Origin of the sequence: Halorubrum sp. CGM5_25_10-8B, assembly GCF_005435095.1 — an archaeon.
Taxonomy (GTDB): Archaea; Halobacteriota; Halobacteria; order Halobacteriales; family Haloferacaceae; genus Halorubrum; species Halorubrum ezzemoulense.
Map to the genome: position 1 here is coordinate 177,396 of NZ_SGTY01000006.1, position 15,568 is coordinate 192,963.

Below are 15,568 nucleotides of genomic sequence, written 5' to 3' on the forward strand. Positions count from 1 at the left end.
GTCCGGCCGTGACGCCGTGTCTGGAAGTCCCGACCCGTCCGGCGGGTCCGTCGCGCCGCGGCCCGCTCAGTAGCCGCGGACGATGAGGTAGTCCGCGAGGTCTTCGAGCAGGCTCCGAGAGCCGCTCTCGGGGAGCACTCCGAGGTGGTCCTTCGACCGCGCGGTGAGGTCCTCGGCGGTCTCGCGGGCGTACTCGATCGAGCCGACCTCTTCGAGGGCCGCGACCGCGTCGTCGATGGCCGCCTCGGTCACCGCCGCGGGCGTGTCGGCGTCAACGAGCCCGTCGACGTCGACTCCCTGTTGTCGGGCGTGGAGCGTGATGAGCGTCTCCTTCCCCTCCACGAGGTCGGAGCCGCGCTGCTTCCCGAGCTCCTCCGAGGGGACGGTGAGGTCGAGCACGTCGTCTTGGATCTGGAACGCGCGTCCGGAGTCGATCCCGTACTGATACAGGGCGTCGACGACCGCCTCGTCGGCGCCGAGTAGGAGGGCGGGCGTCGCGGCCGAGGCGCCGTACAGCACCGCGGTCTTCAGCTCGACCATGTCCAAGTACTCGTCGGGGAGGATGTCGTCGCGGCTCTCGAAGGCGACGTCGAGGGCCTGCCCCTCGCAGATCTCGGTACAGGTCGACGCGAGCATCCGCATCGCTTCGAGCCCGTGTTGCGGGTCCGCGCCCGTCTCGGTCATGAACTCGAACGCTTTCGAGTAGAGGGTGTCGCCCGCGAGGATCGCCGTCGAGACGTCGTACGCCTCGTGGACTGCCGGGACGCCCCGCCGGAGATCGTCCTCGTCCATGATGTCGTCGTGGATCAGCGTGAACGACTGGATCACCTCGATGGCGACCGCGGCCCGCATCACGTCGACCTCGTCGCCGTCGAGCGACGGGAACGCGCGGAAGTCGGCGCCCATCGGCTCGGTGCCGGTGACCGCCTCAGCGGCCAGGGTTGTCACCGTCGGGCGGAGCCGCTTGCCGCCGGCCTCGAGGATGTATCGGGTGGCCTCGTACAGTCGCTCAGGCTCCTGGACCGGCAGCTCCTCGTCGATAGCGGCGTTGACGAGCTCACGCCGCTCGCGGATGGCGTCGAGCACCCGCGCCTCCTTCGTCTCGCTCGTCATTCGACGAGCTGGATCGTGGACCCGTTCTGCGTGACGTGGACGTCGCGTCCGAGCTTGTACCCCTGCGTCTTCGCGAGGTCGACGTACGGCGAGCGACCCTTGAGCGTCTGGTGGCCGGGGATGAGATGCTGCGGCTGGAGCGCCTGTAGCATCTCGTAGTGGCCCTCCTCGCGGAGGTGGCCGGAGACGTGGATGTCGTCGTAGAGGCGGGCGCCCTGCATCCGGAGCAGCTGTTCGGACTGGTAGCGCTGCCCCTCGTTGGTGGGTTCCGGGATGACGCTCGCGCTGAAGACGACCTTGTCGCCGTCGTCGATCTCGTAGGGGGTCTCGCCGCGGCCCATGCGGGTGAGCATCGCGCGCGGCTCGCCCTGGTGGCCCGTCACGATGGGGAGGAAATTGCCCTTCCCCTCCTTCATGATCCGCTTGAACGCGCGGTCGACCGACTTCCGGTGACCGTACATGCCGACGTCGCCCTGGAAGTCGACGAAGTCGAGCCGCTCGGCCGTACCGGAGTACTTCTCCATCGAGCGCCCGAGCAGGACCGGCTGGCGGCCGATCTCGCGGGCGTACTCGACGAGGGTCTTCACGCGGGCGATGTGCGAGGAGAACGTGGTGGCGATGATGCCGCCCGTGTAGTCCTCCATCGATTTCAGCGTGTCCTCGACGTGTTTCTTCGCGTACGACTCGGAGGGGGTCCGGCCCTTGCTCCCGGCGTTCGTACAGTCCTCGATGTACGCGAGGACGCCCTCGTCCTGCCGGCCGATCTCGCGGAACCGGTCCATGTCGACCGGGTCGCCGATGACGGGGTCGTGGTCCAGGCGCTTGTCGAGGCCGTAGACCACCGCGCCCTCGGGCGTGTGGAGGACCGGGTTGATCGCGTCGATGATCGAGTGGGTGACGTTGACGAACTCTAGTTCGACCTGCTCGGAGTCGCCGATCGCCATCGACGCGCCGGGCTTCATCTTCACGAGGTCGTTGTCCACCTGGAACTTGCCCTCGTCTTCGATCTGCTGGCGCACCAGTTCGATCGTGTACGGCGCGGAGACGATCGGCGCGTCGTAGCGGTGGGCGAGCTTCGGGATCCCCGCGATGTGGTCGAGGTGCCCGTGGGTGGGGACGATCGCCTTGACGTCGCCTTCGAGTTCGCTCATCACCCGATCGTCCGGGATAGCGCCCATGTCGATCAGGTCGAGGCTGTGCATGCTCTCGGTCTCCACGTTGTCGTGGATGAGGACCTTACTGAGGTTCAGGCCCATGTCGAAGATGACGATGTCCTCGCCCGCCCGGACCGCCGTCATCTGTCGACCGACCTCTTCGTAACCGCCGAGTGTCGCAATTTCGATTTCCATGGTGTTGTCGTGTTTGACGCCGTGGTCGGCGCCGGTCACTGAAACCCCGCAAGGAGCCGTCGGCGCTACGTCCTACCGCGCGTCGTTGAAGGCCCCGCTACGGCCGAGTCACCGCGACTCACCGTGTCCCGCGGGAGTGTGGTACATCGGCGTACTCCCGCGCACGTTAAAAACTCCCGGGTTCGGCCCCGCGGCGGGGATTCGCGCCCGAACTGGCCCCACAAAGGGTTTCACGCTCTCGATCGAACCCCCGGCGATGGCAGACGTACCCCGCCGCCGAGCCCTCCTCGCGGCCGCGTCAGGGATCGCCGCGCTGGCCGGCTGCGCCGGTAGCGACTCCGCGTCGAACAGCTACCCCGTCCGGGGCGATCAACCGATAGACGGGTACGAACTCGAACGAGCGCGCGACGAGAGCGGCGAGCCGATCCTCACCGGCGGTGAAGAGACGCCGTCGAGCGAAACCGACGAGCGCGGGCGACGGCGGCCTCGCGCCCGGCGCGTATTGGTCTCGGGCGACGGCCTCGACGCACTCGACTTCGCCGAGACCGCGGCCGCCGACCGCCTGCGGTCGTTCCTCGACGGGACGGACTTCGAGTCGGCGTCGGCCTACCTTCTCTCGATGCCGGTGACGGCCTGTCGCGATGTCCGGCTCCGGTCTGTCGCCGTCGAGCCGTCGGAGCTCGCCGACGGCGACCTCCACCCCCGAGCCGACTTCTGCCGGGCGTACCGCCCGGCCGACGTCGAGTGCGATCCGGAGGCCGTCCACACCGTCGGCTTCGCGATCCGACTCCCCGTGGCGGCGGAGCGGTCGAGCGGGAGCGGAATGGGGATGCGTGGCTCCTGTCGACAGGGAGATCCGCCTGCCGTGTTCAACTCCTCGGCACCCGGCGCGGGAGGTGATGGCGAGTGAGCCGCGAGTCGACGGGTCGCGGGTCCGGTTCGCACGGCGGCTCAAGCTCTCGCCGCCGGTTCCTCGCAGGGGTCGGAGCGGCGGTCGGGACGGCTGCGGTCGCCGGCTGCTCCGGACTCCCGTTCGGCGGCGGCGAGGAGCGCCGCGGCTCGCCCGTATCGCTCCCGTCCGGCGCCGTGGGGACCGTCGACTGGCCGGCGTCGCCGTTTCCGGCGACCGTACCGGAGTCGCTCGCGGACGCCCACGAGGCGCGGGCCCGGAGCCTACTCGACGACGTGCCGGCCGAGCCGGGGATAGCCAACGCTGCGGTGGCGACGGAGATCGGTTCCGACCGCGAGCGGGCGCTGGAGCGGGCGGACGCCGGAGTGACAGCCGAGTGGCCGGTGGACATCCTCTCGGCGTGGCGTCGTCGTCGGGAGGACGCCGCGGCGGTGCGCGGCGCGTACCGCGCGGCCACCGGCGTCGACGACGGCGCCGACCTGGCCGCTCGGCGGAGCGCGGTCCGGGACGCTCGGGGCGCGCTCGCCGCCGAGGTGGAGTACCGAGCCGAGTCGCCGGTCGCGGCGGCGCTGGCGTACGAGCCGGTCGAATCACTGCTCGCGGAGTGCGAGCGGCACGTCCGGCCGGAGCTGACGTACCCCGCCGACCCGGTCGCCGAGCCGTTCCGAGCCGGCGAGGCGACGGCTCGGGTCGAGCGCGGGCGGGCGACCGCGGACGACGCCGAGAGCCTCCGGAACGCGTACCTCGACGGGCGCGACGGACCGGTCCCGCGGTGGGCGTCGCTGGTCGCGGCCGCCGACGAGCTGCGGGGCTCCGTGAGTCGGACACGCTCGACCGTCCGGGAGCGCGCCGGCGGCGACGACCCGCTCGGCGGCGAGGACCTGAGCGGGACGGTCGCACAGGAGCTTGTGGCCACGGGCGAGCTCCGGACCGACTCGGCCGTCGAGGACGTCGAGCGGGCGGTCGACGCCGGCGACTGCGCCACGGCCGTCGTCGAGTCCGGCGTTGCGTTGGCCGAGCTCGACGCGTTTCGGGCGGCCGTCGGCGAGATCCGCGACGGCGAACACCGGGAGGCCCCCTCGGAGTCGTCCGTGCGGTCGGCCGCGGAGCGGGCGCGGACGGCGGTCGGCGAGGCCGTCGCCGGCGACGATCCGCTGGCGACGCGGCTCGTCCGCCCCGGGCTGGACGGCTTCGAGTACGTCGCCGACCGCGTCGAGGAGGGGTACAGCTCGGCCCGGCGGACGCAGGCGACCCTTGAGTACGTCGCCCTGTACGCCGCGGCGGTCCCGGCGGCGAGCGAGTTCGTCCGCGAGCGGCTGGACTGACGGACTGCGGCGGGCGCGAGCGCGAAGTTCGTGTCAAACCGACCGGCCTCGGGGGCTCCGTCCCGGTATTTTTATTACCGCGACGGGCGGCGATACGGACAATGAGTGGACGACCCCTCGACGTGCTCGAAGCGTCGCTCGAGGAGCCCGTGACGGTACACCTGAAGGACGGCACGACGTACTACGGCGTCCTCGGCGGCTACGACCAGCACATGAACGTCGTCATCGAGCCGGAGGCTGACGTGGACGGCCGCGTCGACGAAGACCTCGACGGCGAGTTCGCGGTCGCGATCGAAGACACAACGATTATACGCGGCGATAACGTCGTCACAATCAAAGCATGACCGGCGCAGGTACGCCCTCCCAAGGGAAAAAGAACAAGACGGTTCACGTGAAGTGTCGACGCTGCGGCGAGAAGTCCTACCACGTCAAGAAGGAGCGCTGCTCCTCGTGCGGCTTCGGCGAGTCCGCCTCCCGGCGCGACTACGCCTGGCAGTCGAAGACCGGCGACAACTGAACTGCGGTTCTTCTCTTCGCTTCGTCTTCACCGTCGACTAGCCGCGGCGTTTCGCTCGGCTGGTCCTCCCGGCCCCGCGGTCGGCGCGGTTTCGATCCCCCGACCGCTCCGCCGCCGAGCCAACCGTTAACCGGATCAGTCGCCGAACGCGGGTATGGACCTTTCAGTCGTCGACCTCTCGCCGGTCCCCCGGGGCGGCACCGCGGCGGACGCGTTCGCGAACACGGTCGACGCCGCGCGCCACGCCGAGCGACTGGGCTACGAGCGGTTCTGGGTCGCCGAACACCACGGGATGGGCGACCGCCTCGCCGGCACCACGCCAGAGGTGCTGCTCGGTCGGGTCGCGGGCGCGACCGACTCGATCCGGATCGGAAGCGGGGCCGTTCTCTTGAACCACTACAGCCCGTTCAAGGTGGCCGAGTCGTTCGGCGTCCTCGACGGGCTGGCGCCCGGCCGCGTCGACCTCGGGATGGGCCGCGCGAACGGCTCGCCCGCCTCCGACCGCGCGCTCGGCACCGACCGCCGCGTCGAGAACCCGAACGAGGACCACCGAGAGCGGATCACCGCGGTGGTGAACCACCTCCGCGACGCCTATCCGGACGAACACCCGTACGCCGACCTGTCGGTGCCCGGGTCGGCCGAGGGGCCGGCCGTCCCGTGGGTGCTGGGGTCGAGTCCGGCGAGCGGGGAGATCGCCGGCGAGCTGGGCCTGCGCTACTGCTTCGCCGGCTTCATCCGGCCCGGGTTCGCCGAGCGCGCGTTCGCGGCGTACCGCGAGGCGTTCGACCCCGACGCCGGCCCCGGCGGCCTCGACGAGCCGCAAGGGATGGTCGCGGTCAACGCGGTGGCGGCCGAGACGGACGCGGCCGCGGCCCGTCGGCGCGCGCCCGCAGAGGCGACGTTCCGGCGTATGAAACGCGGTGAGCTCGGCGACGAGACGCCGACCGAGGAGGAGGCGATCGACGAGCTAGGCGGCGCGCCGGACCCGACGCCGGCGACGCTGGACGACGACGAGTGGCCGCGGTCGATCTCCGGGAGCCCGGAGACGATGTCGGGCCTGCTGGAGCAGTTGGCCGACCGCGTCGGCGTCGACGAGGTGATGATCCAGCACACGGTGCCGGACCGCGAGGCCGCGCTCGATTCGCACGCGCTCCTCGCCGAAGCGACGGACCTAGATCTACGCGCCGACTGATGCGCAGACGGCTGGCGAGCGGACGACTGACGCCTCGACGGGGAGCCGTAGCGACCGTGGCGACGACAGACCGTCGAAGTGACGGGAGGTGACGGACGGCCCGCCTCGGTTCCGGTACGGACAGGCGTTTAGTCGTGTGCCTAATAGTCGCACACATGTCCGACGACGAGCCGACGGGGCGACCCTCGCTCGAGGCGGTGACCGAATGGGACGGCGGCGTCAGTTGGGTCGCGCATCCCGAGGAAGACGCGATGCGCGGGAGTCACGCGCTCACGACCGAGGGCGGGGTCTGGATCGTCGATCCGCTCGACGCCGACGGGCTCGACGACCGGCTGAGTGACCTCGGCGAGGTCGCCGGCGTGGTCGTGACCCACGACCGACACACGCGGGACGCCGAAGCGATCGCGGCGCGCCACGGCGTCGCCGTGTTCGTCCCGGAGTGGATGGACCTGACGCGAGAGAAACTCGACGGCGAGCCGGAGCCGTTCGACGCGGAGCTCCCCGGCACGAACTACGAGGCCCACCGCCTCATCGACACGGACGAGTGGGAGGAGGCGGTCCTCGTCGACGAGTCCGGTGGGACCCTCGTCGTCATGGAGACGCTTGGCACCCTCCCGGGGTTCTGTGAGGGCGACAACGACGTCGGCGTCCATCCGGCGCTCGACGAGGCGCCGGAGGGCCTCGCCGACTACCGCCCGGAGCGAATCCTGGTCGGGCACGGCGAGAGCGTCTCCGAGGGGGGCGCGACGAAACTGGCGGCGGCGCTCGACGCCGACTGAACCGGCCCTCATGACGAGTTCCGGTGGTGCCCCTGCGAGTTCCGGAGCCGGGATGCGTGGTTGCTCGGGGTCGTTCCGCCCGTTCCGCCTCGAGAGACGGGTCAATTGATTACCGTACGGTCCGTATCAGCGGTCCGTATGGGGCAGGGCTACGGAGTCGGGTTCCGATCGCTCACGACGGAAGTGACGGACCACCGTCCCCCGGTCGAGGGCGACATCCCGTCGTGGCTGTCGGGGACGCTCATTCGGAACGGTCCGGGGCTGTTCGATGTCGGCGGTGAGCGACTCGGGCACTGGTTCGACGGACTCGCGATGCTTCGGCGATACGCGTTCGAGGACGGGGCACTGTCGTACTCGAATCGCTTCCTCCGCACGGACGCCTACGCGGACGCGATGGACGGCTCCGTCTCCGGGCAGTTCGGGACCGACCGGACGGGCGTGGGGAAAATCGCGTCGTGGCTGCGGGCGCTCGGCCCGCCGGAGATCACGGACAACGCGAACGTTCACGTCGCCCGCCTCGACGGCGAGCACGTCGCGCTCACCGAGGCGCCGCGTCGGATCGCGTTCGACCCCGCGACGCTCGAGACCCGAGGCGCATTCGGCTTCGACGACGACCTCGGCGAACACGTCACCGCCGCGCACCTCGTGCGCGACCCCGAGACCGACGCGTGGTTCGGCTTCGTGACCGAGTTCGGTCGAACGCCCGAGTATCACGTCTACCGGCTCGCCCCGGACCGTCGCGCCAGGGAACGGGTCGCGTCGATCGCGGCGGACGGCCCGGGGTACATCCACGACTGTAGCATCACGACCGATCACGTCGTCCTCGTCGAGACGCCGCTCGTGATGCCGATCCGCCGCGCGCTGAGCCCGTTCTCCGAGGGCATCCTCGACGTCCTCGATTGGCAGCCGGAGCGCGGCACGCGCGTCCTCGTCGTCGATCGCGAGACCGGCGACCTCGTCGCGGATCCCGCGCTCCCGCCAGTCTTCGCCTTCCATCACGTCAACGCGTACGCGACGGGCGACGAGGTCGTCGTAGACCTCGTCGAGTTTCCCGACCCCGGTATCGTCGACGCGATGCGCCTCGACGCGCTCGACGGTGACCCCTCGGACGCCGACGTCCCCGACGGGCGCCCAGTCCGGTATCGGGTCGACCTGCGGTCCAACGAAGTCGACCGGTCGACGCTCCACCGGGTCGGCGTGGAGCTCCCCCGAGTCGCCCCCGACGTCGTCGGCCGCGAGTACCGGTACGCGTACGCGCAGGCGACGGACCGCGAGGGCGCGAACGGACTGGTAAAGCTCGACGTCGAGACCGGTCGGACGCGCGAGTGGTGGGAGGACGGCGTCTTCGTGGAGGAGCCGATCCCCGTGCGGCGGCCGGGCGCGACCGCCGAGGACGACGGCGTCGTCGTCGCGCCGGCGCTCGACAGCCGCGCGGAGGAGACCCGCCTGCTCGTCTTCGACGCCGGGACGCTCGCACTCCTCGCCGACGCGTCGCTCCCCCACGCGGAGCCGTTCGGCTTCCACGGCCGGTTCTTCCGTGACACTTGAGCGTCACCGCACCGTCCGTTGTCCGCTGTACCGACCCCGTTATATGAACTCGGAGTTCCGCGGCCCGTTCGTGACGTGGACCTCGAACGGCTGCGTGCCGACGTCGTCCCGTTCGACGAGGTGCCAGTACGTTTCCGCCATCTCGTCGGGGTCGAGGAACGTGTCGCCGTCCCGGTCCGGGGACCGTTCGCGAACCCCCGGCGAGTCGATCTGCCCGTCGATGACGACGTGAGCGACGTGAACGCCCTCCGGGCCGAACTCCTGCGCGATATCCATCGCCATCCCGCGGGCCGCGAACTTCGCGGCCGTGAACCCGATCGCGCCGCCGAGGCTCCGCACCGACGAGGTGGCGCCGGTGAAGACGACCGTCCCGCCGCCCGTCTCGAGCATGTCGTCGACCGCCTCCTGCGAGCAGGCGAACGCGCCGCGGCCGTTCACCGCCCACGACTCCTCGAACTCCTCGACGCTCGTGTCCATGAGTCCCGTCCAGGAGGCGGCGCTCACGTGGTTCACGAGAACGTCGACCGGTCCGAACGCCTCTCGGACCGTCTCGAACCCGTCCCGGATCTGCTCGACCGCCGTGAGGTCCGTCGGGACGGCGAGCCCCTCGCCCGGGTCCGGCAGGTCCGCGGCGAGGTCTTCGAGATAGTCCGCCGACCGGGCGAAGAGCGCGACTCGACAGCCTTCGGCTGCGAACTTTCTGGCGAGCGACTCGCCGAGTCCCGGACCGACGCCCGCGATGACCGCTGTTCGCGTCATACGTCGCGTACTCGGGCCTCCCGTGTAAATTGTGGCGACGGCGTGGGGTAGCTGTCCCCGCGTGCGATGCCGACATCGGCGGGGCGGACCGGTCGATGCGCACCGAACGTCAGCCGGACGTGCCGGCGCCGCTTCCGGCGGGCGCCCTCGACGGCCGGCGGTGAACCGGGGGTAAGACGTCGTCCTCGTCGATCTCGTCCCAGTCGAAGGCGGGGACGAGGACGTCGAACTCGGGAGCGATGTCGACGGGGTCGATAGCGGTGACCGCCCCCTGGTCGGGGGCGACTCGATGCGGTTCGGCGACGTGGAGCGTCGGCGGCGACGCGAGGCCGAGTCCCTGCGGTGGCTCGTACGCGAGTCCGTCCCTGGCCGTGAGGTAGATCTCGCGACGACCGTAATCGAGGACGACCACTCGCTCCTCGCCGTCGGCTCGCCGCACGACCGCGTACAGCGTCTCGCGGGACCACGGACCGACCGGGTCGAGGTCCGCCGCGCGGGTGACGTGGACGTTGTGCCGCGAGCGCGGATCGAGGACGTCGTCGGGCCCCCCGAGCAGTTCCGGCCGGCCGCCGATCGAGCCCATACGCGCACGTATCGGTGTCTTCACGCATATATCTCTCCCCGTATCGCGTGCGGCGTCCGGCCTCGCTCGTGGCCGAGATCGCCTGCTCGCTCGCCGGCGACCGGCGACGCGACCCTACTCCACGCGGTCGCGGGCGGCGGCGACGAGCATCGGGAGCATCACGGTCGCGTCGCCGTGGACGGAGGCGTTGCGCGCGTCCTTCTCCAGCTTCCCCCACGAGCGCGCCTCCTCGAGCGTCGCGCCGGAGAGCCCCCCGGTCGCCTCGGGGTCCATCGTGATCTGGACGGCGTAGTCGTACGCCCGCGGCGTGACGAGCATCGTCTGGAGCGTGAAGTTCTTCGGCACGCCGCCGCCGACGAGCAGGCAGCCGGCGTCGTCGGCCTCGAACGCGAGGTCGGTCAGCTCGGTCATGTCGGCGAGCGCGTCGAGCGTGAAGTCCGCGGTCTGGGCGTACATCCACGCCTGAAGCCCCAGCACGGAGTCCTGGACCGCCGGACAGTATATCGGCACGTCCGACTCGTAGGCGGCGGCCGCGACCCCCGGCCCTTCGGGCACGTCGTCGCGGTCGTTGACTTCGGCGTTGGCGCGGCCGAGCTCGCGCGTGAGGTCGGCGATGGAGACCGCGTCGGTCCCGTCAGCGTCGGGGTCGGCCTCCAGCGCGGGGAACACCTCCTCGCGGAGGTGCCCCTCGAACTCGGCGAAGTGCTCCTGCGGGAGGTAGACGTTGTAGATGCGGTCGACCCCCTCGTCACGGAGCCCCTCGTCGTGTTCGCGGAGGCTCTTCTCCGGGTCGTGGGTGCGCCCGTGGTGGTGCTTCCCGCCGATGGCCTCGATGGCGTCGTGGGTGAGGTTCGCCCCGGTCGTCACCAGCGCGTCGACGTAGCCGTCGCGGATGAGGTCGGCGACGACCCGGCGCATCCCGGCGGGCACCATCGCGCCGGCGAGCGAGAGGAACACGGTACAGTCGTCGTTCGCGAGCATATCGGCGAGCACGTCGCCCGCCTCGTTGACGGACGCCGCCCCGATCCCCGCGTCGCCGTAGCCGTCGACGAGTTCGCTCACCGTCATCCCCGCCGTCGCGCGCGTGTGGCCGACCGGGTCCTCGTGGAACTCCTCGCGGTTCGGCTCGCCGCCGGTGCCGTCACCGTCGGCGTGATCGCCTTCACCGCCGTGATCCTCGCCACCGGCGTCCGCGGCGTCGTCTCGGGAGTCCCCGTCGCTGTCGGTCATGGCTCCGACTGGGGTCGGCGCGCGTTTGAAACGACCGATCTATCGGTCGGCGGCCCCACCGCTCACCGGCGGGAACAGCGCCAGTTCGTCGCCCGCCTCCAGCGTCGCGTCGAGCCCGTCGTCGTGGCGGACGCTCCGCCCGTTCCGGAGGACGTTGATGTGGTCTGCGACGCTCCCGTCCTCGATCACGCGGTCCCGGAGGTCGGGGTGCGCGTCCAACAGCGCGTCGAGCGCGTCGCCGACCGTGTCGCCCGGCTCCGCGTCGACGGTCACCGCGCGGTCGCCCGCGATCTCCGCGAGGTCGGCGAACAGCTTCCACTCCATAGCAGATCCCCGCGCGGGCGGCTCAAGAGCGTTGCGTCCCGTCGGAGTCGACGGCGGCGTCGCCGTCGTCTTCGACCCCCGCCGCGTCGCCGTCCCCGGTCGCGGCGGACTGGGCGGCGCCTGCGGCCTCCGCGGCCGACGCCGCCGTCTGGGCGCTCCCCGCGGTCGACGCGGCCGCCTCGAACGACCGGATCGCGTCCGGACGCCCGACGAGGTACGCCAGGTCGCCAGCGCCGAACGCGTAGTCGTGCGGCGGGATCGGCTGGACGGACCCCGCCGCCGGTCGGACCGCGGCGACGACGGCGCCGACCTCGCCGACGGTGCTCCCGTCGAGGTCGCTCCCGGCCGCGACCGTGGCCGAGGCCATCGTCTCGTCCGCGCTCCGCAGCAGCGAGGCGAACTCGCGATCCGCCCGCGGCTCGGCGGGGAGCGTCACGAGCCGATAGCCGCCTTGGTCGGTCAGGCGTTCGGCGTCCGACTCGTCGAGCGCGACGGTGACCGCGTCGCCGGCGACGCCCCGCAGTTCGCCGGTCGTGACGCGCTCCGGCTCCGGGTCGTCGCGCCACAGCTGGACCGTGTCCCCGGCGGTGGCGTTGTTCGGCGGGTCGGCCGCCACCGCCACCGCCGCCGACTCCGGCGCGAGCGTCGGGCCGAGCCCGGCGGCGCGGGAGCCGACCGCGAAGTACTCGACCGACCCGTCCGCGTCGAGGTCGACGTCGACGTAGCCGACGCCGTACTCGTCTTTGAGCCGGGTGACGAGCCGTTCGCGGAGCGACTCCGGAGAGAGCTTCCGGGGGAAGAGCAGCGTCTTCTCGGCGATCTCGTCCTTCTTCTCCGGGGAGACGGGGTCGTACGTCTCCATGTCACCGATCTCGTCGGCCGGTGGGAGCGTCACCGCCGTGAACCGCCCGACAGCGCGCACGACCCCGCTGAGTTCGCCGTCGAGCTGCTTGGCGCCGGAGAGCGCGAACACGTCGACCGCGAGCCTGTCGCCCGCGTATCGGCCGACGGGCGCCATCACCACTGCGACGCCGAGCGAGACGAGGTTGAAGAACACGCTCTCGGGCGCCAACAGGGTCGGATTATCGCCGATCGCGACCGACCCCAGCGAGGTCGTGTTGAGGTACAGCGCGACGACCGCGACGCCCAGCAGCCCGGTCACCCCTTCGGGGATCGCCGTTCGGAAGTACCAGCGGTAGGAGAGCGCCGCGCCCCCGGTCAGGAGGGCGGCGACCACCGCGAACGTGACGAGCGTGACGACCGCCTGTCGCGGCCGCGCGAATCCGACCTCGACGGCGGCGAGGGGGACATCAGCGGCGGCGAGGGAGACGCCGACGGCGGCGACCGCACCGAGCGCGGGGCTCACGCGGCCACCTCCGCAAACCGGTCAAGCGCGTCGCGGCTCCCCACGACGAACAGGTCGTCGCCCGCCGACAGCGGCTGCGTCCCGTCGGGCGCGACGCGCCACGAGCCGTGACGGGCCGCGAGGACGGCCACGTCGTAGGCTTCGCGGACCTCGGCCTCGCCGATGGTGTGCCCGTCCAACGGTCCGCCGGCGGCGACGGTGACCTTGCGGAACCGCTTCCCCGTCCGCCGGAGCAGGGCCGTGAGCTCGTACTCGCGGCGGGTGCCCCGCGACAGCACCAGCACGCGCCCGCGGTCGGCGCGGAGGAGATCCGTCGCCTCGGAGCGGTTGACGGCGAGCGTCACCCGCCCCTCACCCCCGGTCGTCGTGGGCGCGGTCGCCGCCGGGGGCGAGGGAGCGTCCGTCTCCCCGCCGTCGGTTCGGAAGTCCTCCGAATCCGCGTCGTCGCCCGCGGGGGGAACCACAGTCGACGCCGCCCCGGCGCCCAGCTCCGGCTTCCCGCTCGACTGCGCGGCGATGACGGCGCCCTCGACGTCGATGTCCGGCGTTATCACGCGAACGACGTCGCCGCGGGCGATCCCGGTCGGCACGAGCGCCGACACCGACACCGCGCGCTTCCCGGCGGGCACCCGCTTCGAGAGCGCGCCGGTCGGCGGGGCGGCCGACACCGTCGCGCGCGCCTGTTCATCGATCCGGACCGACACGTCGGCCAGGTCGAACTCGGTGCGGAGCCGCTCCGCGAACCGGTCTTCCAGCTCCGCGAGCGGGAGGTCGGCCGGAAACGTCCAGTCGCCGTCGAGGATCGCGGCGCGCGTGTCAGCCGGCAGCGGCGGGTACCCCTCGATGTCGGTCACCTCGCCGGCGACCTCGACGGAGACGCGCCCGCGGCCGCCGACGAGCTCGATCACGTCCGTCGAGAGCGTGCGGTCGCGGAGCTGCTTGAGCGAGATCCGCTTGGGGGCGCTGGCGCCGAGGCGGTCCCCCTGCGCGTGGGCGTACAGCGAGATCATCAACACCACGACGATCGCCGTGAGGATCGCTGGCGCGCGCTCCGACGACCGAATCGTCTCGTCGTTGAGCGCGAGCAGGCCGCCGTTGACGCCGGCGATCGCGAGCGACAGCACGACCACTCCGAGCCCGGGGATCGTCACGTCGGTGACGTACTTGAACACGAACCCGAGGGTCCCGGCCACCAGCGCGGGAACGATCCCGGTGATCACGCCGAGGTAGACGCCGAAGACGATCTCGACGGGCAGCGACATACGGCGTCCAATCCGCGGCGCGGTTAAACCAGTACCGGCGCGAGCGACGCGCGGAGCGCCCGTCGGATCGATTCCGCGGCGGCCTCGCGGGGTTTAAGTTCGGTCTCGGCGACCCGGGAACATGGAGCTGACCCGGGACTGGGTGACCGTTCGGGCGTCGATCCTCCTGACGTTCGCGGTCGCGGTGCTGTCGATCCTCGCCGGGCTGGCCCAGATCGGGGGGCTCGGCGTCGACGGGCCGCTCGCCCCGTACGTGCTCCCGGTCGTCCGCCAGACGGTCGGGTTCACCGGGACGATAACCGGCTTCGCGATGTTCGGGAGCGGGTTCGCGCTCCGGAACGGCTACCGGATCGGGTGGTACACCACGGCCGTGTTGCTGCCGCTGACGGCACTTCAGGGGCTGATGCAGGCCTCCGTCCTGTCGTTCCCGCTCGTGGCGCTGTCGCTCCTCTCCGTGCCGACGCTCGTGGTCAACCGGGGGCGGTTCGACCGGGACTTCAGGCCCTCCCCGACGCAGTTGGCCGCGGGCGCGGCGCTCGTGGGGGCGGTCGCGTACGGGACGCTCGGGTCGTACGCCCTCAGAGACCAGTTCGAGGGCATCGAGACGATCGTCGACGCCTTCTACTTCACCGTCGTCACCGCCTCGACGGTGGGGTACGGCGACGTCCACCCCGCGACCGGTCCCGCCTCCGACATCGCGCAGCTGTTCGCGCTCTCCTCGCTCGTGGTGAACGTCGCCGCCTTCGCGGTGGCGCTCGGGGTCCTCCTCACGCCCGCCATCGAGGCGCAGCTCTCCAAGGCGCTCGGAAAGATGACCGACAGACAGATCGACCTCCTCGACGACCACGTCCTCGTGCTCGGCTACGGGGACCTGACGGAACCGATACTCGAAGAGCTCGACGCCCGCGACGGCGTCGAGTACGCCGTGGTGACGCCGGACGAGGCCGCCGCGAGGCGGCTCGCTGACCGCGACATCCCGGTGTACACCGCGGATCCCAGCGACGTCGACCCGCTCGAACACGTGAACCTCGACGGGGCCCGGGCGGTCGTCGCCGCCACCGAAGACGACGCGCACGACGCGCTGGCCATCCTCACCGCCCGCCAGCTCAATCCCGACGTGCGCATCGTCGCGGCGGTGACGCAGCGGGAGAACGTGGACAAGCTCCGGCGCGCCGGCGCCGACCAGGTGATCTCGCCGACGACGCTCGGCGGGCACATCATCGTCGACTGCGCGTTCGGCGCGGACAGCAAGGACGCGACGGAGGGAATCATCGAGGACATCGACCTCGACGACTGAGCGACGCTCAGGAG

Annotated in this window: 16 protein-coding genes; 8 read left to right on the forward strand and 8 right to left on the reverse strand. The window is 71.4% G+C overall.

The genetic code is table 11. From position 1 onward, the window contains the following. Positions 1–66 precede the first annotated feature (66 nt). Positions 67–1,113 carry a geranylfarnesyl diphosphate synthase gene (gene idsA3, locus EXE51_RS07635; protein ID WP_049930588.1) on the reverse strand — a complete coding sequence of 349 codons (1,047 nt, stop codon included), beginning with the start codon at positions 1,111–1,113 and terminating at the stop codon, positions 67–69. Further along, positions 1,110–2,462 carry a ribonuclease J gene (locus EXE51_RS07640; protein ID WP_049930694.1) on the reverse strand — a complete coding sequence of 451 codons (1,353 nt, stop codon included), beginning with the start codon at positions 2,460–2,462 and terminating at the stop codon, positions 1,110–1,112. Before EXE51_RS07640 ends, idsA3 begins: the two co-directional genes overlap by 4 nt. Before the next feature lie 256 nt (positions 2,463–2,718). Between EXE51_RS07640 and EXE51_RS07645 the strand changes: the two genes are divergently transcribed. The 7 genes from EXE51_RS07645 to EXE51_RS07675 all read left to right on the forward strand — a co-directional run bounded on the left by EXE51_RS07645 (position 2,719) and on the right by EXE51_RS07675 (position 8,733). Beyond that, the gene (locus EXE51_RS07645; protein ID WP_086215526.1) at positions 2,719–3,372 is read left to right on the forward strand and encodes a hypothetical protein; all 654 of its coding nucleotides are present in this window, start codon (positions 2,719–2,721) and stop codon (positions 3,370–3,372) included. After that, the gene (locus EXE51_RS07650) at positions 3,369–4,697 is read left to right on the forward strand and encodes a hypothetical protein (RefSeq protein ID WP_137692357.1); all 1,329 of its coding nucleotides are present in this window, start codon (positions 3,369–3,371) and stop codon (positions 4,695–4,697) included. Before EXE51_RS07645 ends, EXE51_RS07650 begins: the two co-directional genes overlap by 4 nt. A gap of 101 nt (positions 4,698–4,798) precedes the next feature. Next, positions 4,799–5,041 (forward strand): LSM domain-containing protein, encoded by a 243-nt coding sequence (locus EXE51_RS07655; RefSeq protein ID WP_049930582.1) that lies wholly within the window; start codon positions 4,799–4,801, stop codon positions 5,039–5,041. Continuing rightward, on the forward strand, positions 5,038–5,214 hold the full coding sequence (locus EXE51_RS07660) for a 50S ribosomal protein L37e (protein ID WP_006112801.1): 177 nt from the start codon (positions 5,038–5,040) through the stop codon (positions 5,212–5,214). Before EXE51_RS07655 ends, EXE51_RS07660 begins: the two co-directional genes overlap by 4 nt. Positions 5,215–5,368: 154 nt before the next feature. After that, complete coding sequence (locus EXE51_RS07665) at positions 5,369–6,406, forward strand: MsnO8 family LLM class oxidoreductase (protein WP_089308210.1); 1,038 nt, start codon at positions 5,369–5,371, stop codon at positions 6,404–6,406. A gap of 155 nt (positions 6,407–6,561) precedes the next feature. Beyond that, on the forward strand, positions 6,562–7,185 hold the full coding sequence (locus tag EXE51_RS07670; protein ID WP_137692358.1) for a hypothetical protein: 624 nt from the start codon (positions 6,562–6,564) through the stop codon (positions 7,183–7,185). 138 nt (positions 7,186–7,323) lie between these two features. Next, positions 7,324–8,733: a carotenoid oxygenase family protein gene (locus EXE51_RS07675; RefSeq protein ID WP_137692359.1), complete on the forward strand. Its 1,410-nt coding sequence runs from the start codon at positions 7,324–7,326 to the stop codon at positions 8,731–8,733. Positions 8,734–8,772: 39 nt separating this feature from the next. On the opposite strand, the gene EXE51_RS07680 is transcribed toward EXE51_RS07675, so the two are convergent. From EXE51_RS07680 to EXE51_RS07705, 6 genes are all read right to left on the reverse strand, one after another. After that, positions 8,773–9,492: an SDR family NAD(P)-dependent oxidoreductase gene (locus EXE51_RS07680; protein WP_137692360.1), complete on the reverse strand. Its 720-nt coding sequence runs from the start codon at positions 9,490–9,492 to the stop codon at positions 8,773–8,775. Between the two features lie 109 nt (positions 9,493–9,601). Beyond that, complete coding sequence (locus tag EXE51_RS07685) at positions 9,602–10,075, reverse strand: hypothetical protein (RefSeq protein ID WP_137692361.1); 474 nt, start codon at positions 10,073–10,075, stop codon at positions 9,602–9,604. 114 nt (positions 10,076–10,189) lie between these two features. Further along, positions 10,190–11,305, reverse strand: a complete 1,116-nt coding sequence (locus EXE51_RS07690; protein ID WP_137692362.1) for a deoxyhypusine synthase — start codon at positions 11,303–11,305, stop codon at positions 10,190–10,192. A gap of 39 nt (positions 11,306–11,344) precedes the next feature. Beyond that, positions 11,345–11,629, reverse strand: coding sequence for a ubiquitin-like small modifier protein 1 (locus EXE51_RS07695; RefSeq protein WP_049930569.1), 285 nt, complete (start codon positions 11,627–11,629; stop codon positions 11,345–11,347). Between the two features lie 22 nt (positions 11,630–11,651). Then, the gene (locus EXE51_RS07700) at positions 11,652–12,995 is read right to left on the reverse strand and encodes a potassium transporter TrkA (RefSeq protein ID WP_137692363.1); all 1,344 of its coding nucleotides are present in this window, start codon (positions 12,993–12,995) and stop codon (positions 11,652–11,654) included. After that, on the reverse strand, positions 12,992–14,257 hold the full coding sequence (locus EXE51_RS07705; RefSeq protein WP_137692364.1) for a potassium channel family protein: 1,266 nt from the start codon (positions 14,255–14,257) through the stop codon (positions 12,992–12,994). Before EXE51_RS07705 ends, EXE51_RS07700 begins: the two co-directional genes overlap by 4 nt. 121 nt (positions 14,258–14,378) lie before the next feature. Here EXE51_RS07705 and EXE51_RS07710 point away from each other — a divergent pair, with 121 nt between their 5' ends. Continuing rightward, entirely contained in the window at positions 14,379–15,554 is a 1,176-nt protein-coding gene (locus tag EXE51_RS07710; protein ID WP_049930564.1) for an NAD-binding protein, read from the forward strand. Positions 15,555–15,568: the final 14 nt, after the last annotated feature.